Here is a 24,474-nt window from a genome sequence, read left to right as displayed (position 1 = left end):
TCTGAAAATGAGAAAAGGGGTATAAATCTAGCGCATAATTCTGATAAAACCATACTTAATCTTTGCCTTGCACCAGCTAATTTATAACTTATGCCGGAACCCGATAATCCTATGAAAAAGATTCTCCTGCTTGGTGCCGGTCGTTCGGCCTCCTCGCTTATCCGCTACCTGTTCGACCACGCCACCGCCGAAAGCTGGCACATCACCATCGGCGACATCAGTATTACGCACCTGCAGCCGCTTGTAGAGCGCCTCTCCTTTGCGGAGGTCATCACTTTTAATGTGCACGATTCGGCGCAACGGGCGAAAGAAGTAGGCCAGGCAGATCTGGTGATCTCGCTCTTGCCGGCCATTTTCCATATCGAAGTAGCCAAAGAATGCCTCAAGCAAGAGAAGCACCTGATTACGGCCAGCTACGTGTCGCCGGAGTTTCTGGCGCTGCACGCGGAGGCTCAGCAGAAAAACCTGACGTTCCTGATGGAGTCAGGCCTGGACCCGGGCATCGACCACATGTCGGCCATGCGCGTGATAAAAAGTATACAGGCGGCCGGCGGAACACTCACTTCCTTTAAATCCTACACGGGCGGACTGGTGGCCCCTGAATCAGATAACAACCCCTGGAACTATAAGTTTACCTGGAACCCACGCAACGTGGTATTGGCAGGCCAGGGCACGGCCAAGTACATCCGGGAGGGCCAGTACAAGTATATCCCCTACCACCAGCTCTTTCAGCGCACCGAAACGCTTTACGTGGATGGCTACGGCCCCTTCGAGGGCTACGCCAACCGCGACTCCCTGAGCTACCGCGAGCCCTACGGCCTGCTCACCATCCCCACCATGCTGCGCGGCACTTTGCGCCGTCCGGGTTACTGCGAGGCCTGGGATGCCTTCGTGCAACTGGGCCTCACCGACGACAGCTATACGTTAGAGGGCTCGGAGCGCATGACGCACCGCAGTTTTGTAGAGGCCTTTCTGCCGGCCGCGACCTCATCCGCTCAAAGTATGGCCGAGCGGGTAAGTGTATACTTGGGGATTCCGCAGGAAGGGGAGGTAATGCAGAAGCTGGAGTGGCTGGGGCTGTTTGACGAAACTCCCGTGGAGTTGGAAGCGGCTACACCAGCGCAGGTGCTGGAGAAGATCCTGAAAGCCAAATGGACGTTGACGCCCGGCGACAAAGACATGATTGTGATGCAGCACCTGTTTGCCTATGAACTGCACGGGGAGCAGCGCGAAGTATGCTCTACCTTAGTGGTGCTGGGCGAAGACGAAGTACAGACGGCTATGGCCAAAACCGTGGGCTTGCCGGTAGGCATGCTGGCCAGGCTGCTCCTGCAGGACAAAATCACGCACCGCGGCGTTGTCATCCCGATTCACCCGGAGCTATATGAGCCGGTGCTGGACGAGCTGGAGGAGTACGGTATCCGGTTTGTGGAGACGGAGAAGGTAGTCGAGCGGGTAGGGTAAACCTTAAATTTATACTTAGCCGACTCAAAATTTAAGTAGTGCCTTAAAATTTATACTTTGCAGTATGACAGACGAAACGCGCCAGCGGCAAATCATAGAAGCTTATATCCAGGCTTATAACTCTTTCGACGTGGCAGGTATGGTGAAGGACCTGCACCCTGATGTGGTGTTTGAGAACATCTCCGACGGGATGACTAACCTTAAAATTCAAGGCATTTCGGGCTTCCGGACGCAGGCCGAGCAGGCCACAGAGTTTTTTCAGGAGCGGGAGCAACGGATCAAAAGTATAACTTTCAAGGATGGCGTTGCCGAGGTGGAGATTGATTACGAAGGTACCGTGGCCTTTGAGCTACCCAACGGCATGCAGGCAGGCGACAAGGTAAGTATGGAAGGGAAATCCATCTTCCATTTCTCCGGCGATAAAATTATCCGGCTGCAGGATATTAGCTAAGCCGGCTATACTTTCAAAGGTATAGATAGTACGGCTGCAGCAGCTGCCTGAACTCCGAAGTATAGGTGGTTTTGTCGGCCTCCCGGATGAAGAAATCTTTTGCCACAGGCGCTGTTACGGGAGTATAAGTATACGTCTGAATGTGGCGGATGCACTTGCCGCCGTGGTAAGTATACACCTGCAGCACCTCCGCCAAGTATAAATTTGATGCTTTGGCCAGCCCGGCAAAGTATAAAGCCTCGGCAGGCGGCAGCAGCAAGTATAACTTCCCCTGCTCCGTGAGGTGCTGCTGGGCGAAGTATAAAATATCCTCGAATAGCAGCTCGCCGGTATGTTTAGCCATGTTCTTGGCTGCATCCGCGGATTTAAGCGAGCTCAGGAAGAAAGGCGGGTTGGAAAGTATAACATCATACTTGGGGAGCTGTTTCTGGGCGTAGACCTGAAGCGGCATGGGGTGAAGGTGCAGCTGGTCGGCCCAAGGGCTGGCGGCAAAGTTTTCCTGCGCCTGCTGCTGCGCTTCCGGGTTTATCTCTACGGCATCTATACTGGCCCCGCTGCGCTGCGCCACCATCAACGCGAGCAATCCCGTGCCCGTGCCAATGTCCAGTATCCGCTGCGCCTCACCAACCTCCACATAGGCCCCAAACACACAGGAGTCGGTGCATACCTTCATGGCGCACCTGTCCTGCTCCACCCGGAACTGCTTGAATTGGAAGTAGGTGTTGGGCATGAGGAGTGGGGGAGTTTTGAATGAGTGATTGAGTGAATGAGTGAATAATTTGATGTTTATACTTTAGGAAGATTTTATTTGGAATCCGCAGTCTTACTCTCAACCAAAGCTACTTTATAACTGATACTGAGAACTACATTCACTCATTCATTCAATCACTCATTCGCTCATTGAATTAACTCGGCAAATAAGCACCTGACTCAAAGCCCTGGTCTACGAGCAGGTTGGAGGAGAGGGCGCTGGCGACGGCCAGTTGGTCGCAACGCTCGTTTTCGGGGTGGCCGGCGTGGCCGCGTATCCACACGAATTTTACCTGGTGCTTCGGGTACACGCGCAGGAAGCGGGCCCACAGGTCAGCGTTGGCCTTGCCTTTAAAGCCTTTTTTCTGCCAGCCAAACACCCAGCCCTTCTCCACGGCATCCACCACATACTTCGAGTCGGAGTAAACGGTAACCGGCATCCCCGGCTTGGTAATCGCTTCCAGCCCCTTGATCACGGCCAGCAGCTCCATGCGGTTGTTGGTGGTTTTGCGGAAGCCTTCTGTCAGTTCTTTCTCGTGCTGCCTCCAGCGCAGAATGGTGCCGTAGCCGCCCGGTCCCGGATTTCCCCGCGAGGCTCCGTCAGTATATAATTCGATCATGTACTTAAATGAGTGAATGAGTGGATGAGCGAATGAGTGATTTTTTATTCAATTCACTCATTCGCTCATCCACTCATTCAAAATTACAGATTAGTCTTAAACAGTTTAATGGCGATGGCCAGCAGGATGACACCAAACACCCTGCGCAGCACATCGGCGCCGGTTTTGCCCAGTTTAGCCTCAATCCAGCTGCTCGATTTGAGCACGATGTATACAAATATCAGGTTAATCACGATACCTACCAGCACGTTGGGCAGCGAGTAGGCGGCCCGCAGCGAGAGCAGCGTGGTCATGGTGCCGGCACCCACAATAAGCGGGAAAGCCAGCGGTACAATAGAGCCGCTTTTGCTCTCCGGGTCGGTATGGAAGAAATCTTTGCCCAAAATCATTTCCAGGCCGATCAGGAAGATAATGATCGCACCGGCCATGGCAAAAGACTGGAAATCGATGCCAAAGAGTTTTAGGATGGACTGCCCCAGAAACAGGAAGGCGATCATCAGTATACCTGAGATAATGGTGGCCTTTTCTGACTCGATGCGCCCTTCGCGCTTGCGCAGGTTGATGATGATCGGGATAGAGCCAAGGATATCAATTACCGCAAACAGCGTAAGTGTAACAGAAGCTATCTCTTTGATGCTAAACATAGACAGTTAGAGAATTAATGAGTTTAGGAGTTAGAGAGTTATTTATAGTTTGAGAGGTTACAGTTTTTGAGTACAAAAAAACTCCTAAACTCTCTAATTCCCAAACTCTTTAACTCGGCTTAGGCGTAGTAATGCAGGAAAAAGCGCTTTAGTTCTTCGTACTCCTCGTCTTGTATGGCCGGGAAGTTGGCGATGCGGAACGTGTTGCGTGCCCAGGGGCCGTAGCCGTTGCCCAGCCGGATGTTATGGTGCAGCGCACGCTTCTTGGCGTCCTCCACCAGTTTCTCGTTGGCCTGCACAGCTATCACCGTCTTAGATCGCACTTCCTCATTCTCAACCAGCAGCTTAAAGTCAGCGAACTGCTCAAAGAACGTATACAGATCCTGGGCCCGGTCGGTCAGGTGCTGCTCAATGCCTTTGATAAAAGGGCGGTCCTCCAGCATGCGCTTGAGCAGGTAAATGTTCAGCTCGTTGGGCGTATGAGTGGTCTGGTAATTGAGCATCTTCTCGTACATCGGCACCAGGCTGTTGTAGTGGCTGCGCTCGGCCAGCTTCTTGGCCCGGAAAATAGAGCGCGGCGAGCAGGCAATTACGGCCAGCCCCGGGGGCAGGCCGAAGCACTTCTGCACCGAGGCAAACCAGATATCGGCTTTAATCAGCTTCAGGTTGAGGCCCGCCATAGATGAAGTCGCATCCACGGCAATCAGGGTGTCGCGGTAGCGGTTGTGCAGGTTCAGGATGGTAGTAGGGCTGACCTGTGTGCCGTTGGAGGTCTCGTTCTGCGTAAAGCAAATCAGCTCGGTATCGGCGCTCACCTGCAGGTCCGACACCGGCATGGGCTCGTTCAGGTCAAACTGAAAGCCCTCGGCGTTGGGGCGCAGCTTTTTGGCATACTCATACCATTTCTCCCCAAAGGAGCCGTTGTAGATGTGGTAGCTTTTGTGCCTGGTCAGGCTTTGGATCAGGATCTCCCAGCACTCGGTGGCCGAGGAGGCAAAGAAGATGTAGTAATCCTGCGGGATGTTGATTTTACGCTTGATGGAGTTTACCACCGTGCGCGACATCTGCACAAACTGCTCACCCCGGTGCGGTGTATTCATAAAGCCCTCGTCGTACGCATCCAGCAAGTAGGAGCGTACTTCAGGGTATACTTTGGAAGGGCCGGGATAGAAGTTGAGCATAATGCAGGAATTTTTATATAGCTATCTAACTATATTAACGGAGTTTCTTAAACGATCTGATAACGGTCCAGGTTGCAAAAGTTATACATTAAAACCTATCTGTTTCGGCTTCAGGCGCTCGAAATATTGCAGGGCCAGGCGGTAACTGTCCAGCCCAAACCCGCTGATACTGCCTTTGCAGTAAGGGGCAATCATGCTTTTATGCCGGAAGGCCTCTCGGGCGAATACATTGGAAATGTGCACTTCCACCACAGGCGCGTCGATGGCGCGGATGGCGTCCGAAATAGCCACCGAAGTATGGGTATAAGCCCCGGCGTTGAAGACGATGCCTTTGTAACTGAAGCCAACCTCGTGCAGCTTGTCGATGAGCACGCCTTCCGTGTTAGACTGGAAGTAGGATAGCTCCAGCACGGGAAAGGCCTCCTTCAGCTCCTCAAAGTAGTCTTCGAAGGAGCGGTTGCCGTACACGGACTTCTCGCGCACACCCAGCAGGTTCAGGTTGGGGCCGTTTAGAATAAGTACTTTCATAGTTCAGCGAATGCAGATTTCCAAGGCTACAAAGGTAAGGATTAACTATCTTTGCACAGTGAAAATTGTTTAATTGTTGGATGGTTAAATTGTTGGGTCAGGGTTTACAGAATTTTAAGGTGGGCAGAATCAAAATTCACTCATCCGCTCATTCAAAACTCTCTAACTCCCAAACTCTCTAACTCTCTAACTCTCTAACTCTCTAACTCTCTAACTCTCTAACTTCCAACCGTGAACTGGCGCATCTGTTTAAAGCAATTTGAGGAATACCTGAAACTGGAGAAGTCGCTCTCGCGCCACTCCGTGGAAGCCTATGGGCGGGATGTGCGCAAGCTGGTGGAGTTTCTGGAGCTCAAGGGACTGCAAGTTTCCCCACAGGACGTGAAGCCGGCCATACTTCGGGATTTCCTGGAGTGGATAAACGAACTGGGCATGACGGCGCACTCACAGGCCCGCACCCTGTCCGGCATTCGCGCCTTTTACAAGTTCCTGATTATGGAGGACATGATGCAGACCGACCCCACGGACACTATCGAGCCGCCTAAGCTGAGCCGCAAACTGCCCGATACGCTGGACTTCCACGAGATTGAGCAGCTGCTCTCAGCCATCGACCTCTCCACGCCGGAGGGCACCCGCAACCGCGCCATGCTGGAAACGCTCTACAGCTCCGGACTGCGTGTATCTGAGTTGCTGGACCTGCGCATCAGTAACCTATATGCCGATGCCGGTTTCCTGAAAATTGCCGGTAAAGGCGACAAAGAGCGACTGGTGCCCATTGGCCGGGATGCCCTGAAGCACATTCAACTCTACCGCGAAGGGGTGCGCTGCCACCTCAACATCAAAAAAGGACACGAGGATATCCTGTTCCTCAACCGGCGCGGCGCTAAAATGACGCGGGTGATGGTGTTCACCATCATCAAGGATTTGGCGGCCAAGGCAGGCATCCAGAAGACAGTGAGCCCCCATACCTTCCGCCACTCCTTTGCCACGCACCTGATAGAGGGTGGCGCTGATTTGCGTGCCGTGCAGGAGATGCTGGGCCACGAGTCCATTACTACTACCGAGATTTATACCCACCTCGACCGCGATTACCTCAAACAGGTGATCCGCGACTTCCACCCAAGAAGCTAAAAATCAAGTATAAGTATAGCTGAAATGTAAAAGCTATGGAAGAGCCACATGCAGCAGGAAAAACTGGTTTATTGAGCAGGGATTTCCTGCCAGAGTTTGTGTATGGGGGCATCGACGGGGCCATCACTACCTTTGCCGTGGTGGCCGGTGCCACAGGCGCCAGCTTCGATATTCCGGTGGTGATTGTACTTGGTTTCGCCAACCTGATTGCGGATGGCTTCTCTATGTCGGTGGGGAACTTCTTCTCGTCCAAAGCTAGTGTTGATGCTTATGAAAAGCACAAGGCGACAGAGCATTGGGAGATCGACAACCTGCGTGAAACAGAGGTAGAGGAAATTCGCGAAATCTACCGCAAAAAAGGCTTCGAAGGAGAGCTGCTGGAGCAAGTGGTAGCTGTGATTACCTCGAATAAGGAAGTATGGGTGGATACGATGATGAAGGAGGAGCTGGAGCTGTCGAAAGATCAGAAATCCCCGTACCAGACCGCTGGCATGACCTTCTTCTCCTTCCTGTTGATTGGCTTTATACCCCTGGCCGCCTACGTGTTCGCGCTGATCTTCGACACCAGCAAAGACAACCTCTTTCTCTATGCCTGCATCCTGACGGGAGTGGCGCTCAGTATTATCGGGGTGCTGAAGAGCACGGTAAACAACAAAAACGTGCTGCAGGGCGTGGCTGAGACGCTGTTTCTGGGAGGGATTGCAGCTATACTTGCCTACTTCGCCGGCGATTTTCTGGAGAACCTTTTCAGGTAAGCATGCGCATCGGCCTTTGGTTATACTGGCTTAAGCTGGCTACAAGGCAAGTATAAGTATAAGTATAAGCGCCTGCGGAGACGTGCTTAAAAAATCCACTACCCGCAGCAATCATCAAAAGCTAATCCTATCTTTGCAGGCAAGTATAACCTAACCTTCTACGCCGTGTACAAAAGCCTGCTTCGCCCTTTGCTGTTTCAACTCGACCCCGAGAAAGTACATTACCTGACGACCGATGCCCTGCGCGCTTCGCTAAAGCTGCCTTTTGCCAAGGGCATCACCGAAAGTATGTTTAAGGTAACGGACCCGAGGTTGGAGCGGGAGCTGTTCGGACTGAAGTTTCCGAACCCTGTAGGACTGGCCGCAGGCTTTGATAAAGATGCCAAATTGGTAGATGAATTGGCAGAACTGGGCTTTGGCTTTGTGGAAATTGGCACCCTGACACCCAAGCCACAGGCGGGAAATGATAAGCCGCGTCTGTTCCGCTTGCCGCAGGACCAGGCCATCATCAACCGCATGGGCTTTAACAACGAGGGCGTGGATGCAGCCGTTCGCCGGCTGGAGAAGCGCAAGAGCAACATCATCGTAGGCGGTAACATCGGCAAAAACAAGGTAACGCCAAACGAGGAGGCGCTGAGCGACTATTTATACTGTTTCCGGGCGCTGTTCCACGTGGTGGATTACTTTGTGGTGAATGTCAGCTCGCCCAACACGCCGGACTTGCGCGCGCTGCAGGACAAGGAGCCGCTGCAGAAGCTGCTGGTGTCGCTGCAGGAGGAGAACCAGAGGATGGGCACGCCCAAGCCGCTGCTGCTCAAAATCGCCCCGGATCTGAACCTCGACCAGCTCAACGACATCATCGAAATTGCCCAAGTGGCGAAACTGAGCGGCATCATCGGCACCAACACCACCGTGAGCCGCGCCGGACTGCAAACACCGGAGGCACGGGTGCAGGAGATTGGCATGGGTGGCCTGAGCGGCAAGCCGTTGACAATACAATCAACCCAGATCATACAGCACCTGCGCACTTACCTACCGCCGGAGATCCGCCTGATTGGAGTGGGGGGCATTATGACAGCGCAGGACGCGATTGACAAGCTGAATGCGGGCGCGGACCTGGTACAGCTCTATACCGGCTTTATTTACGAGGGGCCTTCCCTGATAAGCCAGATCAATAAAAAAATACTCTCCCGGTAGAGACACTTTCAGGTTGAAAGGCTGAGGCAATGCCACGAAAAAGTGTAAATTTGAGATTCTAACTTAGCTGAGGGTATGGCCAAGAACACTTACAGAGACGACACGCTGCAAGCAGGGCGGAAGAACGAGGTGCGTGGTAAGAATGAGCCACGTGGGGCAAATATGCCGAAGGGACAGAAACCGAAGAAAGAAAAGAAGAAATGGTCTTTCCGGATTCCGACTCCCCGGATAAATCTAAGAATAGGCTTTCTGCACGACCGCCGCTTTAAGCTGACGGTGGGCTTTACGTTCCTGCTCCTTTCCTTTTTCCTGACCATTGCCTTTGTATCCTACCTCTTCACCGGCAACGCCGACCAGAGCGTGGTGGAAACCGTGAGCGGCACCGGTCTGAAAGAGTCGGGGCAGGAGGCGGAGAACTGGCTGGGCCTGCTGGGTGCCTGGATCTCGCACTTCTTTATAAACGATCTGGTGGGAATCGGGGCTTTCTTCCTGATCCCGGTACTTTTCTTTACAGGGGCCAAAATCGTATTCAAACGCCTGCAGGTATCGCTGAGCTATGTGCTGGGGCTGTGCAGCTTTAGCATGCTGTGGCTGAGCCTGACGATGGGCTATATCGTTTTCTCCACCAAAACGATCGGCGGGCTGGGCTTTCTGGGCGGTGCCATCGGTGTGGAGGCGGCTATCTGGATCAATAGCCTGATTGGCTGGGGCTCCTGGCTGCTGCTGGGCTTCCTGCTGCTGGTGTTCGTGGTGAGCTTCTTTAACATCACAAGTATAAACTGGAGTAGCTCCAAACCTGCCGCCGCAGCGGCGGGCGCGGGCAGAGCCGATAAAAACTACGCCGAGAACCTGGGCGATGTGCTGGGTAAGAAGACGAACAGCATCAACCATAACACCGATCCAACGGCCTCACTGGACTATGAGGAAGAGGAACCGCCGTTTGATGAGGAGGACGAGGAGATAAACCGGGCGCTGGAGATGGAACTGCAGTCGTTGCAGGACCAGAAGAAGCAAGCGCCGCCTGCCAAAACAGAATCTCCTGCCCTGGAGCTGGACATTGACCTGCCGGAGGATGCCTACCTGGATGAGGTGATGCCCGAGGAAGAAGAGTCGGAAATGGCCCTGGAGATAGAAGAAGTACCCGAGGAGGCGCCTGCCATTGGGGAGATGGAGAACTACGACCCGACGCTGGATCTGGCCCGCTACCAATACCCTAGCATCGAGCTGCTGAACGACTATGGCGCCAACAAAGTGTCAGTGACAAAAGAGGAACTGGAAGCCAACAAGGACAAGATTGTAGACACGCTGGCCAACTATAACATTGGCATCGCCAGCATTAAGGCCACGATTGGTCCTACCGTTACGCTTTATGAGATTGTGCCGGACGCCGGGGTGCGTATCTCCAAAATCAAGAACCTGGAGGATGACATTGCCCTGAGCCTGGCAGCCCTGGGTATACGTATCATTGCGCCGATTCCGGGCAAAGGTACTATCGGTATCGAGGTGCCGAACACGAAGAAGGAGATGGTTTCCATCCGTTCCATACTTTCCACGGAGAAGTTTATGAAGAGCGAGATGGATCTGCCGATTGCCTTCGGTAAGACCATCACCAACGAGGTGTTTATCACTGACCTAGCCAAGATGCCGCACTTGCTTATGGCGGGTGCCACGGGCCAGGGTAAGTCTGTTGGTCTGAACACGATTCTGACCTCGCTCCTCTACAAGCGCCACCCTTCGCAGCTCAAGTTTGTGCTCGTGGACCCGAAAAAGGTGGAGCTTTCGCTGTTTAACAAGATTGAGCGCCACTTCCTGGCCAAGCTGCCCGACACCGACGAGGCCATCATCACCGACACCAAAAAGGTGGTGAACACGCTTAACTCGCTGTGTATGGAGATGGACATGCGCTACGATTTGCTGAAGGATGCGGGCTGCCGTAACCTGAAAGAGTATAACCGCAAGTTTGTGGAGCGCAAGCTGAATCCGCAGAAGGGCCACCGCTTTATGCCCTACATCGTGCTGGTGATAGACGAGTTGGCCGACCTGATGATGACAGCCGGTAAAGAGGTGGAAACGCCGATTGCCCGTCTGGCCCAGCTGGCCCGTGCCATTGGTATACACCTGGTCGTGGCTACGCAGCGTCCGTCGGTAAACGTGATCACGGGTATCATCAAGGCCAACTTCCCGGCGCGTATTTCCTTTAAGGTAACCTCTAAGATTGACTCCCGCACCATTCTCGATGCCGGCGGCGCCGACCAGCTGATTGGACAGGGTGATATGCTTTTCTCGATTGGCTCGGACATGATCCGTATCCAGTGCGCCTTTGTGGATACGCCGGAAGTGGACCGCATCTGCGACTTTATCGGCGAGCAGCAGGGCTACAGCGATGCTTACCTGCTGCCGGAGTTCGTAGGCGATGACGGTGGTAACGAGAAAGCAGACTTTGACCCGAGCAACCGCGACCCGTTGTTTGAAGAGGCCGCCCGCGTGATTGTGCAGCACCAGCAGGGAAGCACCTCGCTGCTGCAGCGCCGCCTGAAGCTGGGCTACAACCGCGCCGGCCGCCTGATAGACCAACTGGAATCAGCCGGAGTGGTAGGACCGTTTGAGGGAAGCAAGGCCCGCGAAGTTTTGATTCAGGATGAGTACAGTTTGGAACAGTTATTGAATACGCTTGGGTAAACCAAGAAACAAGTACACGTAAACCTGATATGAAAAAGTTACTCTCTCTTCTGCTGGCAGTGTTGATGATTGCGTCTGTGGCCCATGCACAGCAAGACCCGGAGGCGGCCAAGGTGCTGAACGCCATGAGCCAGAAGTACCGCTCAATGAAAGCCTTTAAAGCTGATTTTTCCCAGACAATGGAGAACCCTTCGGCCAATGTAAAGGAAACCATGAACGGCAGCGTTACCGTGAGCGGCGACAAGTATAGACTGGGAGTAAGTGGCCAGGAGGTCATCAGCGATGGCAAAACCATGTATACTTTCCTGAAGGATGCCAACGAGGTGACGATTACCGAGACAGACGAAGAAGCAGAGGCGATGGCACCAAGCAAGATCTTCGACATGTATAAAAAAGGCTATAAGTATGCGCATGCCGGCACGGAGACGATTAGCGGCGTGAAGTATGACGTGATTGAGTTGGCCCCTGAAGACCGTAAGAACCCGATCTACAAGGTGCGCCTGTACATTAACCAGAAAGACAAGACCCTGAGAAGCTGGCAGATGTTCCGCAACAACGGCAACCGCTATACTTACACCATCAGCAATTTCCAGGCAAACCCGACGCTTGCTCCCGATGCCTTCACCTTTAACAAGGCCAAGTATAAAGGCGTGAGCGTGGTAGATTTAAGATAAACCTAACCCTTTATGATAATGAGACAGGCTGCTCCGTTTGGGGCAGCCTGTTTTGTTTTATAGTTTGCTTATACTCAAGTGCGATTTGCTATTTTTTGTGCAGGTATAAACCCAGCCCTATCCCTCCGAGCGGGCAGGGCTGTTAAGTTCTTACTTAAAGCACAAGTTCTTGGCAGTAAAGCTGAAGATAGTAAGAGCTAGAGTCTCCCCTTGAGGACAAACGAGCACGGGAGTGCGTAGTTTGCGAACACAGTTCATAGAGGGGTGTTTACTTTTAGGGAAGGCCTTTGCCTCTAGCTTTACACCCCTATAGTCCCCTCAAGGGGACAGTCTTCTGTAGAACTTAACAGCCCTGCCTTCTCAGCGAGGTGGGTTCGTCGCAACTTAAGTTTAAAGTATAAATAAGGGAGTGCAGGCAGGAAATGAGGTGGAAAGTTTCGGGCTCTGGGGCAAATTCATACTTTTGCATAAACCATTTCCCTGCAAGCCATGACAAGAGAGCAGCTTTTCGAGCAGATCCTCAACAAGAAATCATACCTGTGCATCGGCCTCGACACCGACCCGTTGAAACTGCCGCAGCACCTGCTGGACCTGGAAGACCCGGTTTTCGAGTTTAACCGCCAGATCATAGAGGCCACTGCCGACCTTTGCGTGGCGTACAAACCCAACATCGCTTTTTATGAGGCGCAGGGGCCGCAGGGTTGGGTCAGTCTGCAAAAAACGCTGCAGGTTATCCCGAAGGAGATTTTCACGATAGCCGATGCCAAGCGTGGCGATATTGGCAATACCTCCGAGCTTTATGCCCGCGCCTTCTTCGAGAACATGGACTTCGACTCAGTGACGGTTGCCCCCTACATGGGTGCCGACTCGGTAAAGCCGTTCCTGACGCAGGCAGGCAAGTGGGTAATTCTGCTGGCGCTGACTTCTAACGCCGGCAGCCAGGATTTCCAGATGCTGCGCCTGGAGGATGGCAACGAAGAATATTTGTTTGAACAAGTGCTGAGAACCAGCCAGGAGTGGGCTACTGCCGACCAGCTGATGTTCGTGGTAGGTGCCACGCAGTCCGACTACGTGCAGCGCGTGCGCCAGGTAGCACCGGACAACTTCCTGCTGGTGCCGGGTGTGGGTGCGCAGGGCGGCAGCCTGGAAGAGATCTCCCGCCTCGGCATGAACCGCCAGTGCGGCTTGCTGGTAAACTCGTCGCGCGCCATCATTTACGCCTCCTCGGGCTACGACTTTGCAGAGCGCGCTCGCGAAGCTGCCTTTGCTGTGCAGCGCGAGATGGAGAAGCTGCTGGAGGAGTTGTTGTAGGGGTTGGTTCCTGCGGGAAGTGTAGGAGGTTTATTAATTTGAGTTTGTTTAGACGCTGGATTTGGTAGTGTAAACGGAATAACTCCTTATGTACTAGTATAATCGGTGGTAAATAGTAACAAAAAAAATAATAAGAGGATTTCTTGATGCATTGATAATGAAAAAGCAAATACTCTTACAGACACTTAATCCTGGGAAAGAGAAATTTGGAATACCTTATCATACCAATCTACCTTATTGGATAATTGTACCTTCAATAATCATCTTGGCTATTATTATAGGATTTGCTATTTATAAGCATAAAAAAGAAAGGAATAAGCTAAGTAAGGCTGAATTAGAAGAAAATGCTATTGCAGAATTGAGTAGGAGAAAATATAAAATAAAAGAACATATTTCACCAACAAAGCACAGACACTAAGTTCAGTTGAAGCTTCACTCACTATCTATATGAGGCCATTAAGCGGTGATAAAACAGAACCCAAAACATTAATATCAAACAGTACCATGTCAGAAGAAATGAAGCAGTGCCCGAAATGTAATTCGCCTTATGGCTATGCAATGGGTGAGGAAATTTATGCTTGCCCGGAGTGTGGCAATGAGTGGAACCCGAATGAAGTGGAAGAAGAGGCAGGCTTGAAGGTAGTGGATGCGAACGGAAACGTCCTGCAGGATGGCGATACGGTTGTGGTCATCAAAGATTTGCCGGTAAAAGGTGCTCCCAAACCTGTAAAAGCTGGCACAAAAGTAAAAAACATCCGCTTGACGGACGGAGACCATAACATCGACTGCAAAATTGACGGCTTTGGCTCGATGGGACTTAAGTCTGAGTTTGTGAGAAAGGCCTAGTAAGCCCATGATTTTTTAAAAGCCCCTATACTTCCATGCAAAAAACAACCACCTACCTGCTGTTTGTCGGCGAGCAAAATGGGAAAGCAGAAGAAGCCATCAGCCTGTATACTTCGCTCTTCCGGAACTCAGGCGTAAAGCATATAGACTACTTTAAGGCGGGTGAGCCCGGAGGCGAGGAAGGCACCGTAAAGCAGGCCATCTTTACCCTCGACGGGCAGGAGTACAGGGCCATGGATGGCGGCGTGGGGCACCAGTTCAGCTTTACCCCGGCTGTGTCTGTTTTCGTAAACTGCGAGCGCGAGGAAGAAATTGCCACGCTTTACCAGAAGCTGCTGGAGGGTGGTAACGCCCTGATGCCTCTCGGGGACTACGGCTTCAGCAAAAAGTTCGGCTGGCTGAGCGACAAGTATGGCATGTCGTGGCAGCTAAACCTGGAAGTATAAATTAAATTGACAGGCAATGCCTGAACGACAAAAAACATAGCATGACCAACAACGACATACTTCGCCGCATCCGCTATACTTTTGATTACGGTGACGATAAAATGATAGCACTGTTCGGCTCGGGCGGCAAGCAGGTAACGCGCGCCGAGGTAAGCGACTGGCTGAAGAAAGAGGAGGACCCGGAGTACAAAGGGCTGAACGATGAATACCTGGCGGCTTTCCTCAACGGCTTTATCAATGAGAAGCGCGGAAAAAAAGAAGGACCCCAGCCAGCGCCGGAAAAGCGCCTGAACAACAACGTCACGCTGCGCAAACTCAAAATCGCCCTTAACCTCAAAGACGAGGACATCTTGGAGATGCTGCTGCTGGCCAACTTCCGGTTGAGCAAGCACGAGCTGAGCGCCTTCTTCCGCAAACCTGACCACCAACACTACCGCCCGCTGAAGGACCAGATTCTGCGAAACTTCCTCCACGGCATGCAGATCAAGTATAGAGGCAACGAAGACTAAGTATAACTATAGCAAAGTATAAACGCCTGTTTCCGAAAGAGCGAAGTATAAAGGGAGAGCAAGTAGAGAAGCAGCGAAAACAAAGTATAGCTATAGCAAAGTATAAACGCCTGTTCCCGAACCTATGGGGCAGGCGTTTATACTTTGGTTGATTTTATACGTTACTTTCCGCATCTTGAGTATAAACCCGGCCCATGAAAGAGGACTTCCTGCACTACATCTGGCAACATCAGTATTTCGATAAGGCCGATTTGGCGACCACTGCCGGTGAGCCGGTGCAGGTACTGCGGGTGGGTTTTTATAACACCGATGCTGGCCCCGATTTCCGGGAAGCTATACTTCGGATAGGGGAGGTAGAGTGGGCCGGCAGCGTGGAGGTGCACCTGAACGCCTCTGACTGGCACCGCCACCAGCACCAACACGACCCCAAGTATGACCAGGTAGTGCTGCATGTGGTTTGGCAGTCCGATGTGCCGGTTGTGCGAACAGATGGAACACTGGTACCCGTGCTGGAACTGCAGCACCGGGTAGATTTGCGCCTGCTAAAGACCTACGAAGTTTTACAGCAAGCACAACACGCAATTCCCTGCGCGGCTTTTTGGCCGGAGGTGCCGGAGATTACCAAAGCGCTAATGCTGGAGCGGGCGCTGGTAGAACGACTGGAGGAAAAAGGCGGGGAGGTGCTGCAGGTATACCAGAGCTACGGCAACGATTGGGAGCAGGCGGCTTTTTATACTTTGCTGCGCGGCTTCGGCTTTAAAATTAACCAGCAGGCATTTGAGCTAGTGGCCAAATCACTGCCGTTCCACGTGGTGCGGCGGCATCAGCACAACCTGCTACAACTGGAGGCACTGCTGTTGGGGCAGGCTGGCTTTTTGGCTGATGCCGGAGACGAATATTCACAGCAGCTGCAGCGGGAGTATACTTTCTTGCAACACAAGTATAAACTACAACCTCTGCCGCGCCATCACTGGAATTTTCTGCGCATGCGCCCGGCTAACTTCCCCACAGCACGGCTAGCCCAGCTAGCGGCTTTGCTGCACCAGCATCCTTCCTTCTTCACCAACATACTCGAAACGGATACTACCCAAAAGTATCAGCAGTTGTTTGCAGCTACGGTGTCGGCATACTGGCAGCGGCACTACATGTTGGGGCGGGAGAGTAAAACGATAACTCAGGGGATGGGCAAAAGCAGCGCGCAGAATTTGGTGGTTAACGTGGCCGTGCCTATACTTGCCGCCTACGCCAACCACAGCGGCGAGCGCGCCTATTTGGAGAAAGCCATAAATTTACTGGAACAGCTGAAGGAAGAGAGTAACAAGTATACGCGGCTCTACGAGGAGCTGGGGTGGCGTGCCAAATCCGCGGCGGATAACCAGGCAGCCCTGGGGCTGTACAAACGCTACTGCTCCCATGTCAACTGTATGCGCTGCGCCGTCGGCAACAAAATCATGAAACAACGTAAAGCCACCCTGTGAGCATCCTTCTCGTCTACCTCGTTAACCTGCTTATATTGGGTGGCCTGGTCTGGTGGCTGTACCGGCAGGCGTGGGCGCAAAAGCTCAGGCCATACTTCTGGCCGGCGCTGGTGCTGAAGCTGCTCTTAGCTCTTACCTTTGCCGTTTTCCGCTACAGCTATGCCGCCCCCAGCGATACCCACGTGTACCACGCCGCCAGTTTGCAGCTGCTCGAGTATGGGCAACTCAATCCATCGGCTTACCTGAAGCTTTTGTTCTTAAACCAGTTTGAGAGCGAGGCGTTTCGCGCTTCCTTACCTTTTTCCCGGTTCCCGGACTTTACCAACTCCTTTTACTTTGTCAAGCTGCTGAGCGTGCTGAATCTGCTGACCGCCGGGGCTTATTACCTCAACAACCTCTACCTGTCGCTTTTCAGTTTCTGGGGCAGTTTATACTTGGTGTCGGTGCTTACGCGCGTACTTCCAAAGTATAAATCGGCGGCTGTGGCGGCCTTTCTGTTCTTCCCGTCGGTGGTGTTCTGGAGCACGGGCGTGATGAAGGAGCCGGTGATGTTTGGCAGCATGTGCTGGGTGGTGGGAGCGGCGCTGCAGCTGGCGCAAGGGCAAAAACTCAGCATCTGGGCCTGGCTGTTGTTGCCCCTACAGGTATACGTGTTCATCAAAATAAAACTGTTTTATGCCGGGCTACTGCTGCCGCTGTTGCTGGCTTACGTGCTGGTGCAACGCCTGAAAGTATACATCAAGCCGCTGCAGTCGCCCACGGTACAGTTGCTGCTCTTGCTGGCCTTGGCAGGTGTAGTGGTGCTGGTAGTGATGTGGCAACGCTCCGTATTTAATCCCGATTTTATACTTTGGAACCTGGAGCGCAACTACAGCACGCTGTTGAGCCGCTCCCAGCACAGGCCCCACATCAACCTCAACGACCTGGAGCCGACCCTGCTAAGTATGCTTCTGCATTACCCCGAGGCGGCGCTGAGCTCCATTTACCGTCCTTTTATTGGGGAGTCCTGGCGGCTGCTATACTTGCTGAGTGGCTTGGAGAACCTGCTGCTGCTTCTCCTCACAGGCATGGCCGTAGCCTCTGCCTTCCGAAAAGAGGCAAGTATAAAGGTAACGCTGCTGCACGTGCTGCTGCTCGTGTTTATACTTGGTATGGCCGGCGTTACCGGGCTCTCTACTCCAAACTTTGGCACCCTAAGTCGTTACCGTATCGTGTACCTGCCGTTCCTGGTGTACCTGCTGCTGCAGAATGTATATGCCCAACGGCTGCTACAGCGGTTGCGCCTCCCGTAGACCTACTTTCAAACTCCCTCGCTTTTTCGTACCTTTGCGCCTTATTTAAGACTGAGTTATGCAAAATCCGGTAATCATATTGGGTGCCCAAAAACTGGGTACTACCGCTCTGGACATCTTTAACAGCAACAGCGTGATGGTGTACTGCTTCCTGGACGACAAACTGCAACAGGAAGAGGTGAACAACGTGGCGGTGATGGGCAATACCGAAGACAACGAGTTCCTGAAACTGGTGGGCAAGAAGTGCGACGTGTTTGTGGCCGTAGAGGACTCCGCCGCGCGCAAAGGCTTAGTAAAACTGCTGAAGGAAGAGTACAAGGCAGTGCCGGTGAACGCCATTCACCGTTTCAGCGCGGTGTCGGAGAATGCCTGGCTGGGCCACGGCAACCTCGTGGGCGCGGGTGCTATCATCAGCAACAACGCCAAAGTAGGTGATAACAACATCATCCACGCCCGCGCGCTGGTGGATACCAAAGCAGAGGTTGGTGACAACGTAGAAATTGGTGCCGGCGCAATCATCAACGCTGAGGCGGTGGTAGAAGACGGAGCCTTTATCGGAACAGGTGCTGTGGTGGTGTCTGGCGTGAAAATCGGCAAGAACGCCCGCGTAGGCGCCGGTTCGGTGGTCGTAGCTGACGTGCCTGCCAAAGCCACGGTATTCGGCAACCCGGCCGCCCCGGTAAAGTAAACTTTTATACTTGCCCAAGCTGTTACAGAACTGACAAAAGTCATTTTGCAGCAGCGCGGCAGGTTATACTTTTGTGGCAAATTTTGAATGAGTGCGTGAGCGGATGAGTGAATAAGGAATAGAGATAATCCTGCTCACCTTCTAATCCTGTAAAAACTCATTCGAATAACGAATAACGAAAAACGATTAACCAAAATAAAGTCAAACACTTAGTTGAACCTAAGCAGTTATGAACAATCCCTACAGCATACTACTGTACTATTGCTACACGCCCATCGAGGACCCGGAGGCGTTTCGTGAGCAACACCACCTTTTCTGCCTGGAGCTCAACCTGCTCGGCCGCATCATCATTTCCAAAGAGGGCCTGAACGGCACCATTTCCGGTCTGAAAGAAGACTGTGAGAAGTATATGGCCGCCATGCACGCTGACCCGCGCTTTGCCAAAATCGACTTTAAGGTGGATTACTCCGACAAGCATGCTTTTGCCAAGCTGCATGTGCGCACCAAATCCGAGATTGTGCACTCCGGCCTGCTGCACATCGACCCGAACGCCCGCACCGGAAAGCACCTGGCCCCGAAGGAGTTTAAGGAAATGAAGGACCGCGAGGATGTGGTGGTACTGGACGTACGCTCCGACTACGAGTACAGCGTGGGCCGCTTCAAAAATGCCGTGACGCTGGACATTGAGAACTTCCGCGAGTTTCCGGAGAAGGTAGAGGAGCTGAAGGAGAAGTATAAAGACAAGAAAATTCTGACCTACTGCACCGGCGGTATTAAGTGTGAGAAGGCCAGCGCCTTTCTGCTGGAGCAGGGTTTTGAGGACGTGTACCAGCTGCACGGTGGCATCATCAAGTATGGCATGGAAGCCGGCGGCGAGGATTTCGAAGGCAAGTGCTATGTGTTCGATAACCGCGTGGCCGTGGATGTGAACACCGTGAACCCCACCGTTATTTCTACCTGCCACGTGTGCGGCACCAAGAGCGACCGCATGGTGAACTGCGCTAACCCGGTGTGCAACCTGCACGTGCCGATTTGCGAGGCCTGTGGCTGGGAACTGGATGGCGCCTGCTCATCAGAGTGCAAGGAGCATCCTGAGAAACGCCCTTACGACGGCACCGGTTACTATCAAAAAGAGTTGAATGGCTATAATCCGTTAAAAGGATTTAACCGCAAAAAGAAAACTGACGTACAAGTATAAGTATTCTCTAAAGCTCAGAAAAGCGTGCGCCCAAACGGCCACGCTTTTCGTGTTTATTTAAACTACGTATCACGTACCACGACACACATAGCACGACCTTTTGACAAAGGATTTATGACAAAAGACGCTCAGGCCTTCTTTAATGCTCCCTGAGCCCCTTGTCAAGTAGTCTTTCGTCATCTAGTCGAAGAACCCAGTCGTGCTACATGATACGTGCTACGTGATACGGAAAAAAAAGAACCATGGCCTACATTCCTGAATCAGAACTAATCATCAACCCGGACGGCACAGTATACCACCTTAACCTGCAGCCTGAGCATATTTCCGACACCATCATCACCGTAGGCGACCCGGAGCGCGTGGCCAAGGTAAGCCGGCATTTCGATGAACTGGAGGTGGAGGTGGCCAAGCGCGAGTTTATCACGCACACTGGCTACTACAAAGGTAAGCGGCTTACAGTCATCTCCACGGGCATGGGCACCGATAACATCGACATTTTGATGAATGAGCTGGACGCACTGGTGAACATCGATTTCCAGAGCCGCGAGGTGAATGAGGATAAAATAAGCCTGAAGATTGTGCGCATCGGTACCTCAGGTTCGCTGCAGGAGTCGGTGCCGCTGGGCAGCCACCTGGCCTCGCATACCAGCATCGGCCTGGATACCCTCATGCAGTTCTACCCCCTGGAGCAGACAGCGGAGGAGCAAAGTATAACTTCCAAATTACAGCAGGAACTGGGCCTGGACTTTCAACCCTACCTGGTAAATGGTTCGCAAAGCCTCATCCAAAAAATCGCTTTTGACATGATACCAGGCAACACGCTTACCTGCCCCGGCTTTTACGCGCCGCAGGGCCGCGTGCTGCGCGGAGGCCTGCGTAACCAGCAGTTGCTGCAGACTTACCACAACTTCCGCCATAACGATTACCTGCTCACCAACTTCGAGATGGAAACAGCCGGCTACTACAGCATGGGCCGCCTGCTGGGCCACGAGATGCTCTCGCTAAACGCCATTGTGGCCAACCGCATCACGCAGCAGTTTGCCGACAACGCCGAGCAGGTAATCGACGAGCTAATCCTGAAGGTGCTGGATAGAATATAAGTATAAACCGGCCAAAAAAATAACAGCTTGCTCAGGTTTACCGGGCAAGCTGCTATACTTTATACTTGGGTGGAAGTATGGGCGGGAGTGGTGTCATGGTTTAGCAGTAATTAATTTCCAGGATAGCGCACAGCGGTAGAAACATGCCGGATTTAAGTAGTACAAAGTCCTTGTCGAAGCCCCAGAGTGCAGCCTCCACGCATTTAATCTCGCCGGAGGCGGTCTTAAATGTAATCATGGACTTGTTGCGGTAAGTGTTGCCCAGGATGGTGGCGCGGTTGGCGGCGTAGTAGCGACGGCTTTTCGCGTCGGCATCCTGCAGCACGTCATTCTTGCTGAATTTTAAGGTTGGAATGCGCTCTTTACTGATTAGTTGTGTGTTGTTCTTGGTGTCTTGCATCATATATTTCTCGTTTGGTTCGGGATATATAGTGCAGATACCATGCCGGAATTGAGTTTAAACACAGAAGTGAGACAGCAGCAAAAAAAGCAAGTATACGCATACTTGCCTCAGTATTAGAAACAGGGGCAGCTCTTGCTTAGAAGAACTCGATACCTACAATAGAGGTGACAGGAATGGAGCAGCCGGCCTTCAGGGTCATGAACCGGTCATCCACGGCCCAAACGGTCGTATCCACGCGCCGTTGCACCCCGTCGGCCGCCTGAAAGGTAATCTCTACCTTGCCCCGGTACACATTGCCAAGTGCAGTGGCACGGTTCAGGTCCCACATGCGCTTCTTGCGGGCCTCAGGATCGGTGAGAACGTCTTCTTGCCCGAAGCGGAGGGAAGGAATAAGCTCCTTCTCCACCATCGGGATGGTGTTTACATAACTTTCCATGTGCGGTTTCTTTAAAGTTTAGTCGATTAAAGTAAGAAATTGCTTGGAAATATGCAATGTTTGAACGCTGATTTTTAGGGTGCTACAGCCGCTGCAGAAACGCTAGGGTATCCACGCCATCGGCATAATCCCAGACCATGGGCATTTGCGCCTGCCCGAACGGGATGCTGCCCTCCAGCCAGCCGTGTGCCGCCACCACCACCTGCGTCTTGTCCTTCACTTCGGCCAGTTTGTGGCGCAGGTCTGCCAGGGAGGCAAAGGTGTCGTAAAACAGAACTGATATAGGGGATACCAGTTTATCGCTCTGCTGCACCAGCATAAAGCCGTTGTCGAAGTGCGGCACGCGGTTTACCAGCAGGATGGATTTGTTGTAGTCGTAGTTGTTCTGATATTTGTGGTGGTCCAGCAGGTTGGCGCGGTGCTGGTTGGCTTCAAAGAGCTTGTCGAAAGTATAACCCACCGGAACCAGCACCTTCGACACGTTGCGGCAGCCCAGGCCGTAGTAGCGGAAAATATCCTCGCCCAGGGCACGCAGGTCGTCCGGTTCCTCATGGCCGGTAAGCACGCCTATACTTGTGCGGTTCTTGCGGATGATGTGCGGGCGCTTGGCAAAGTAGTACTCAAAGTAGCGGGCCGTGTTGTCGGAGCCGGTGGCGATAATCGCGTCGGCCTCTTTCAGCAAATCCACAAACTCAATACGGGTAGCAAAGGCGGGCTCTATGGCGATGAGCATGTTTACCAGGCGCTTGATGAGCATGTCGTCGCTGGAACTGAGCTTGGCCAGCAGGTTGTGCCCACTCATCAGCACCGACAGTAAATCGTGGAAACCCACCATCGGGATATTACCGGCCATCACCACGCCAACCTTTTTAGGTGTAACCTGTTTGAAGTGGTACGGGTACAGCCATTCACGGAGGTATTGCTCCTCCAGCATGACAGCTACGCCCTGTAAAGCGCAGGATACGTTATCCTCTGTAAACCAGGGGTTGCGGGAGGCGGCGGAGAAGGCCCAGGCCTGCCGCTCTTCGGGAGAAAGGTGCTGCAACTGCTTCCCGAGTTCTACAAAGGCTTCAATCCTGTTCTCTAATGTCATGGCAAAATGTATGGCTGCTAAAAATAAACTTGATAGGGATAGGGTTTGTTCCTAATTTTGTTCCTAAGTATAAACTGAATCGAAGTACAAAAGTATAAAAAATATACAGGAGATACGACTATGGCTATCATGATAACCGATGAGTGCATTAACTGCGGAGCCTGCGAGCCGGAGTGCCCGAACACTGCCATTTACGAAGGCGGTGCGGAGTGGACGTGGGGAGGCGGTACTGCACTGAAGGAGGTGGAGATTGACGGGGGTGAGATTATCCCTGGAGATGCGCCACAGACACCCATTTCTGATGAGTTCTACTACATTGTTTCCGATAAGTGTACCGAGTGTACAGGCTTCCATGAGGAGCCGCAGTGCGCTGCCGTTTGCCCCGTAGATTGCTGCGTAGACGACCCGGATTACCGCGAGACAGAGGAAGAACTGCTGGCCAAGAAAGCCTGGTTGCACCAGGAGGCTTAAGTATAAAGCATCAGCAACATATAAAAACCTGTCTGTAATGGGCAGGTTTTTTTGTTTAATGAACTCAAGTGGCGATTTTCTTACTTTCAAAGTATAGACCCACTTCAGCTCGCCCAAGGAAGGAGTTCCTACAGATATAATATAATTCCCCTCCTTGGAGCAAGTCGGTTTCCTTCTCTTTAATTTTAATTTGTCATCCTGAAAGGATCCTGGTTGCAAGTAGCAAAAGCTTAACCTCCCTTCAACCAAGTTTCTTATCAGAATGACAAATGATTTAGAGGCATTGTCAGTAGAACCTAATAGCCCTACCTCTTAGGGGTGGGTTCATCAAAACCTGAGCTATAAAGTATAACATTATGGAAGGAGCCATACACGAGGGCAAAACATTCGAAAAAGTTCTATACCCCAACAAGCCCATCAACAACAGGGAATTTGAAAGGTGCACCTTCAAGAGCTGCGACTTTTCGAACGGAGACTTCTCACGCAACCGCTTCACCGACTGCACTTTTATCGGCTGTAACCTGGCCATGCTCAACCTAAGCCACACGACCTTGAACGATGTAATTTTCAAAGAGTGCAAGCTGACGGGGGTGAGCTTCAGTGCCTGCGAGGAGGGCCTCTTTACGGTGCGGTTTGAACATGGCGTACTCGACTATACTTCCTTCCAGAACCGGAAAATGCCCCGAACTAAGTTTGCCCATACTTCGCTAAAGGGCGCCGACTTCTCCGGAGCCGACCTGGCACATGCTGTTTTTGAGGATTCAGACCTGTACCGGGCGGTGTTTAACCGAACTAATCTTGCCAGCGCTGACTTCTCCACGGCCTACAACTTTGACATTGACCCGGAGACTAATACCCTCAAAAAAGCGAAGTTCTCCAGCTATGGGCTGCAAGGGCTGCTCACCAAGTATAAATTGCAAGTCGTCTGACAACCAGTGATTAAGAGGGATTAGGCTGATGCTACAGGATTTTTGACTGCATCGGTATTGTAGCGTGTGTAGGATTTAAGGATTGTAACTATGCTTACAAAGCCAGGTTAATCTGCGGGTTAAACGGGGTAATCCTGCAAATCTTTAAAATCTTCTTCATCACTGGTTAGACAATCAGCAACTAGCAATAAACAATTAAC

Annotated in this window: 27 protein-coding genes; 19 read left to right on the top strand and 8 right to left on the bottom strand. The window is 52.3% G+C overall.

Annotation, left to right across the window (positions count from 1 at the left end; translation table 11 throughout):
* The first annotated feature begins 111 nt into the window (after nucleotides 1-111).
* Together C8N40_RS09235 and C8N40_RS09230 are read left to right on the top strand one after the other, a co-directional pair.
* Nucleotides 112-1,464 carry a saccharopine dehydrogenase family protein gene (locus C8N40_RS09235; protein WP_108211499.1) on the top strand — a complete coding sequence of 451 codons (1,353 nt, stop codon included), beginning with the start codon at nucleotides 112-114 and terminating at the stop codon, nucleotides 1,462-1,464.
* Nucleotides 1,465-1,528: 64 nt separating this feature from the next.
* Nucleotides 1,529-1,915, top strand: a complete 387-nt coding sequence (locus tag C8N40_RS09230) for a nuclear transport factor 2 family protein (RefSeq protein ID WP_108211498.1) — start codon at nucleotides 1,529-1,531, stop codon at nucleotides 1,913-1,915.
* A 13-nt stretch (nucleotides 1,916-1,928) separates the two neighbouring features.
* Here C8N40_RS09230 and C8N40_RS09225 read toward each other — a convergent pair whose 3' ends face one another.
* The 5 genes from C8N40_RS09225 to aroQ all read right to left on the bottom strand — a co-directional run bounded on the left by C8N40_RS09225 (nucleotide 1,929) and on the right by aroQ (nucleotide 5,638).
* The gene (locus tag C8N40_RS09225) at nucleotides 1,929-2,645 is read right to left on the bottom strand and encodes a tRNA1(Val) (adenine(37)-N6)-methyltransferase (RefSeq protein ID WP_108211497.1); all 717 of its coding nucleotides are present in this window, start codon (nucleotides 2,643-2,645) and stop codon (nucleotides 1,929-1,931) included.
* A gap of 175 nt (nucleotides 2,646-2,820) precedes the next feature.
* Entirely contained in the window at nucleotides 2,821-3,285 is a 465-nt protein-coding gene (rnhA, locus tag C8N40_RS09220) for a ribonuclease HI (protein WP_108211496.1), read from the bottom strand.
* Nucleotides 3,286-3,368: 83 nt separating this feature from the next.
* Entirely contained in the window at nucleotides 3,369-3,929 is a 561-nt protein-coding gene (locus tag C8N40_RS09215) for a MarC family protein (RefSeq protein ID WP_108211495.1), read from the bottom strand.
* Between the two features lie 119 nt (nucleotides 3,930-4,048).
* Nucleotides 4,049-5,110, bottom strand: coding sequence for an aminotransferase class V-fold PLP-dependent enzyme (locus tag C8N40_RS09210; RefSeq protein WP_108211494.1), 1,062 nt, complete (start codon nucleotides 5,108-5,110; stop codon nucleotides 4,049-4,051).
* Between the two features lie 81 nt (nucleotides 5,111-5,191).
* Nucleotides 5,192-5,638, bottom strand: coding sequence for a type II 3-dehydroquinate dehydratase (gene aroQ / locus C8N40_RS09205; RefSeq protein WP_108211493.1), 447 nt, complete (start codon nucleotides 5,636-5,638; stop codon nucleotides 5,192-5,194).
* A gap of 231 nt (nucleotides 5,639-5,869) precedes the next feature.
* Between aroQ and xerD the strand changes: the two genes are divergently transcribed.
* The 15 genes from xerD (at nucleotide 5,870) to C8N40_RS09130 (ending at nucleotide 20,942) form a co-directional block, all read left to right on the top strand.
* Nucleotides 5,870-6,769, top strand: coding sequence for a site-specific tyrosine recombinase XerD (xerD, locus tag C8N40_RS09200; protein WP_092104786.1), 900 nt, complete (start codon nucleotides 5,870-5,872; stop codon nucleotides 6,767-6,769).
* 35 nt (nucleotides 6,770-6,804) lie between these two features.
* A complete protein-coding gene (locus tag C8N40_RS09195; protein ID WP_108211492.1) occupies nucleotides 6,805-7,524 on the top strand; it encodes a VIT1/CCC1 transporter family protein in 720 nt (239 codons plus the stop codon).
* Between the two features lie 165 nt (nucleotides 7,525-7,689).
* Nucleotides 7,690-8,721 carry a quinone-dependent dihydroorotate dehydrogenase gene (locus C8N40_RS09190; protein ID WP_108211491.1) on the top strand — a complete coding sequence of 344 codons (1,032 nt, stop codon included), beginning with the start codon at nucleotides 7,690-7,692 and terminating at the stop codon, nucleotides 8,719-8,721.
* A 75-nt stretch (nucleotides 8,722-8,796) separates the two neighbouring features.
* Nucleotides 8,797-11,400 (top strand): FtsK/SpoIIIE family DNA translocase, encoded by a 2,604-nt coding sequence (locus C8N40_RS09185; protein ID WP_108211490.1) that lies wholly within the window; start codon nucleotides 8,797-8,799, stop codon nucleotides 11,398-11,400.
* Between the two features lie 29 nt (nucleotides 11,401-11,429).
* Nucleotides 11,430-12,074, top strand: coding sequence for an outer membrane lipoprotein periplasmic chaperone LolA1 (gene lolA1, locus C8N40_RS09180; RefSeq protein WP_108211489.1), 645 nt, complete (start codon nucleotides 11,430-11,432; stop codon nucleotides 12,072-12,074).
* 489 nt (nucleotides 12,075-12,563) lie between these two features.
* On the top strand, nucleotides 12,564-13,385 hold the full coding sequence (pyrF, locus tag C8N40_RS09175) for an orotidine-5'-phosphate decarboxylase (RefSeq protein WP_108211488.1): 822 nt from the start codon (nucleotides 12,564-12,566) through the stop codon (nucleotides 13,383-13,385).
* Nucleotides 13,386-13,542: 157 nt separating this feature from the next.
* Complete coding sequence (locus C8N40_RS09170) at nucleotides 13,543-13,803, top strand: hypothetical protein (RefSeq protein ID WP_108211487.1); 261 nt, start codon at nucleotides 13,543-13,545, stop codon at nucleotides 13,801-13,803.
* Between the two features lie 86 nt (nucleotides 13,804-13,889).
* Complete coding sequence (locus C8N40_RS09165) at nucleotides 13,890-14,231, top strand: zinc ribbon domain-containing protein YjdM (protein ID WP_108211486.1); 342 nt, start codon at nucleotides 13,890-13,892, stop codon at nucleotides 14,229-14,231.
* A 35-nt stretch (nucleotides 14,232-14,266) separates the two neighbouring features.
* The gene (locus C8N40_RS09160) at nucleotides 14,267-14,677 is read left to right on the top strand and encodes a VOC family protein (RefSeq protein WP_108211485.1); all 411 of its coding nucleotides are present in this window, start codon (nucleotides 14,267-14,269) and stop codon (nucleotides 14,675-14,677) included.
* 41 nt (nucleotides 14,678-14,718) lie between these two features.
* Entirely contained in the window at nucleotides 14,719-15,186 is a 468-nt protein-coding gene (locus C8N40_RS09155; RefSeq protein WP_108211484.1) for a YehS family protein, read from the top strand.
* A gap of 194 nt (nucleotides 15,187-15,380) precedes the next feature.
* Nucleotides 15,381-16,664 carry a DUF2851 family protein gene (locus tag C8N40_RS09150; protein ID WP_108211483.1) on the top strand — a complete coding sequence of 428 codons (1,284 nt, stop codon included), beginning with the start codon at nucleotides 15,381-15,383 and terminating at the stop codon, nucleotides 16,662-16,664.
* Nucleotides 16,661-17,956, top strand: coding sequence for a hypothetical protein (locus C8N40_RS09145; protein ID WP_146173541.1), 1,296 nt, complete (start codon nucleotides 16,661-16,663; stop codon nucleotides 17,954-17,956). Before C8N40_RS09150 ends, C8N40_RS09145 begins: the two co-directional genes overlap by 4 nt.
* 58 nt (nucleotides 17,957-18,014) lie before the next feature.
* A complete protein-coding gene (locus C8N40_RS09140; protein WP_108211481.1) occupies nucleotides 18,015-18,644 on the top strand; it encodes a NeuD/PglB/VioB family sugar acetyltransferase in 630 nt (209 codons plus the stop codon).
* 229 nt (nucleotides 18,645-18,873) lie between these two features.
* On the top strand, nucleotides 18,874-19,842 hold the full coding sequence (trhO, locus tag C8N40_RS09135) for an oxygen-dependent tRNA uridine(34) hydroxylase TrhO (RefSeq protein WP_108211480.1): 969 nt from the start codon (nucleotides 18,874-18,876) through the stop codon (nucleotides 19,840-19,842).
* Nucleotides 19,843-20,084: 242 nt separating this feature from the next.
* Nucleotides 20,085-20,942, top strand: coding sequence for a nucleoside phosphorylase (locus C8N40_RS09130; protein WP_108211479.1), 858 nt, complete (start codon nucleotides 20,085-20,087; stop codon nucleotides 20,940-20,942).
* Nucleotides 20,943-21,042: 100 nt separating this feature from the next.
* On the opposite strand, the gene C8N40_RS09125 is transcribed toward C8N40_RS09130, so the two are convergent.
* The 3 genes from C8N40_RS09125 to C8N40_RS09115 form a co-directional block, all read right to left on the bottom strand.
* On the bottom strand, nucleotides 21,043-21,345 hold the full coding sequence (locus C8N40_RS09125; RefSeq protein ID WP_245756298.1) for a hypothetical protein: 303 nt from the start codon (nucleotides 21,343-21,345) through the stop codon (nucleotides 21,043-21,045).
* A 136-nt stretch (nucleotides 21,346-21,481) separates the two neighbouring features.
* Nucleotides 21,482-21,781: a hypothetical protein gene (locus tag C8N40_RS09120; RefSeq protein WP_108211478.1), complete on the bottom strand. Its 300-nt coding sequence runs from the start codon at nucleotides 21,779-21,781 to the stop codon at nucleotides 21,482-21,484.
* 82 nt (nucleotides 21,782-21,863) lie between these two features.
* Nucleotides 21,864-22,874 carry an acyl-CoA reductase gene (locus C8N40_RS09115; protein WP_108211477.1) on the bottom strand — a complete coding sequence of 337 codons (1,011 nt, stop codon included), beginning with the start codon at nucleotides 22,872-22,874 and terminating at the stop codon, nucleotides 21,864-21,866.
* Nucleotides 22,875-22,994: 120 nt separating this feature from the next.
* Between C8N40_RS09115 and C8N40_RS09110 the strand changes: the two genes are divergently transcribed.
* Nucleotides 22,995-23,345: a 4Fe-4S binding protein gene (locus C8N40_RS09110; protein WP_108211476.1), complete on the top strand. Its 351-nt coding sequence runs from the start codon at nucleotides 22,995-22,997 to the stop codon at nucleotides 23,343-23,345.
* A gap of 356 nt (nucleotides 23,346-23,701) precedes the next feature.
* Nucleotides 23,702-24,274, top strand: coding sequence for a pentapeptide repeat-containing protein (locus tag C8N40_RS09105; protein WP_108211475.1), 573 nt, complete (start codon nucleotides 23,702-23,704; stop codon nucleotides 24,272-24,274).
* The last annotated feature ends 200 nt before the right edge of the window (nucleotides 24,275-24,474 follow it).

This window comes from Pontibacter mucosus (assembly GCF_003054055.1).
GTDB lineage: Bacteria > Bacteroidota > Bacteroidia > Cytophagales > Hymenobacteraceae > Pontibacter > Pontibacter mucosus.
The sequence above is the reverse complement of the archived record's forward strand: the minus strand, read 5'-3'. Positions and strand labels throughout refer to the sequence as shown.

Bases quoted from the DNA above. Each gene is read 5' to 3' on its own strand.
- C8N40_RS09235 (WP_108211499.1), top strand. From the start codon at position 112: ATGAAAAAGATTCTCCTGCTTGGTGCCGGTCGTTCGGCCTCCTCGCTT.
- C8N40_RS09230 (WP_108211498.1), top strand. From the start codon at position 1,529: ATGACAGACGAAACGCGCCAGCGGCAAATCATAGAAGCTTATATCCAG.
- C8N40_RS09225 (WP_108211497.1), bottom strand. From the start codon at position 2,645: ATGCCCAACACCTACTTCCAATTCAAGCAGTTCCGGGTGGAGCAGGAC.
- rnhA (WP_108211496.1), bottom strand. From the start codon at position 3,285: ATGATCGAATTATATACTGACGGAGCCTCGCGGGGAAATCCGGGACCG.
- C8N40_RS09215 (WP_108211495.1), bottom strand. From the start codon at position 3,929: ATGTTTAGCATCAAAGAGATAGCTTCTGTTACACTTACGCTGTTTGCG.
- C8N40_RS09210 (WP_108211494.1), bottom strand. From the start codon at position 5,110: ATGCTCAACTTCTATCCCGGCCCTTCCAAAGTATACCCTGAAGTACGC.
- aroQ (WP_108211493.1), bottom strand. From the start codon at position 5,638: ATGAAAGTACTTATTCTAAACGGCCCCAACCTGAACCTGCTGGGTGTG.
- C8N40_RS09195 (WP_108211492.1), top strand. From the start codon at position 6,805: ATGGAAGAGCCACATGCAGCAGGAAAAACTGGTTTATTGAGCAGGGAT.
- C8N40_RS09185 (WP_108211490.1), top strand. From the start codon at position 8,797: ATGGCCAAGAACACTTACAGAGACGACACGCTGCAAGCAGGGCGGAAG.
- lolA1 (WP_108211489.1), top strand. From the start codon at position 11,430: ATGAAAAAGTTACTCTCTCTTCTGCTGGCAGTGTTGATGATTGCGTCT.
- pyrF (WP_108211488.1), top strand. From the start codon at position 12,564: ATGACAAGAGAGCAGCTTTTCGAGCAGATCCTCAACAAGAAATCATAC.
- C8N40_RS09170 (WP_108211487.1), top strand. From the start codon at position 13,543: ATGAAAAAGCAAATACTCTTACAGACACTTAATCCTGGGAAAGAGAAA.
- C8N40_RS09165 (WP_108211486.1), top strand. From the start codon at position 13,890: ATGTCAGAAGAAATGAAGCAGTGCCCGAAATGTAATTCGCCTTATGGC.
- C8N40_RS09160 (WP_108211485.1), top strand. From the start codon at position 14,267: ATGCAAAAAACAACCACCTACCTGCTGTTTGTCGGCGAGCAAAATGGG.
- C8N40_RS09155 (WP_108211484.1), top strand. From the start codon at position 14,719: ATGACCAACAACGACATACTTCGCCGCATCCGCTATACTTTTGATTAC.
- C8N40_RS09150 (WP_108211483.1), top strand. From the start codon at position 15,381: ATGAAAGAGGACTTCCTGCACTACATCTGGCAACATCAGTATTTCGAT.
- C8N40_RS09140 (WP_108211481.1), top strand. From the start codon at position 18,015: ATGCAAAATCCGGTAATCATATTGGGTGCCCAAAAACTGGGTACTACC.
- trhO (WP_108211480.1), top strand. From the start codon at position 18,874: ATGAACAATCCCTACAGCATACTACTGTACTATTGCTACACGCCCATC.
- C8N40_RS09130 (WP_108211479.1), top strand. From the start codon at position 20,085: ATGGCCTACATTCCTGAATCAGAACTAATCATCAACCCGGACGGCACA.
- C8N40_RS09125 (WP_245756298.1), bottom strand. From the start codon at position 21,345: ATGATGCAAGACACCAAGAACAACACACAACTAATCAGTAAAGAGCGC.
- C8N40_RS09120 (WP_108211478.1), bottom strand. From the start codon at position 21,781: ATGGAAAGTTATGTAAACACCATCCCGATGGTGGAGAAGGAGCTTATT.
- C8N40_RS09115 (WP_108211477.1), bottom strand. From the start codon at position 22,874: ATGACATTAGAGAACAGGATTGAAGCCTTTGTAGAACTCGGGAAGCAG.
- C8N40_RS09110 (WP_108211476.1), top strand. From the start codon at position 22,995: ATGGCTATCATGATAACCGATGAGTGCATTAACTGCGGAGCCTGCGAG.
- C8N40_RS09105 (WP_108211475.1), top strand. From the start codon at position 23,702: ATGGAAGGAGCCATACACGAGGGCAAAACATTCGAAAAAGTTCTATAC.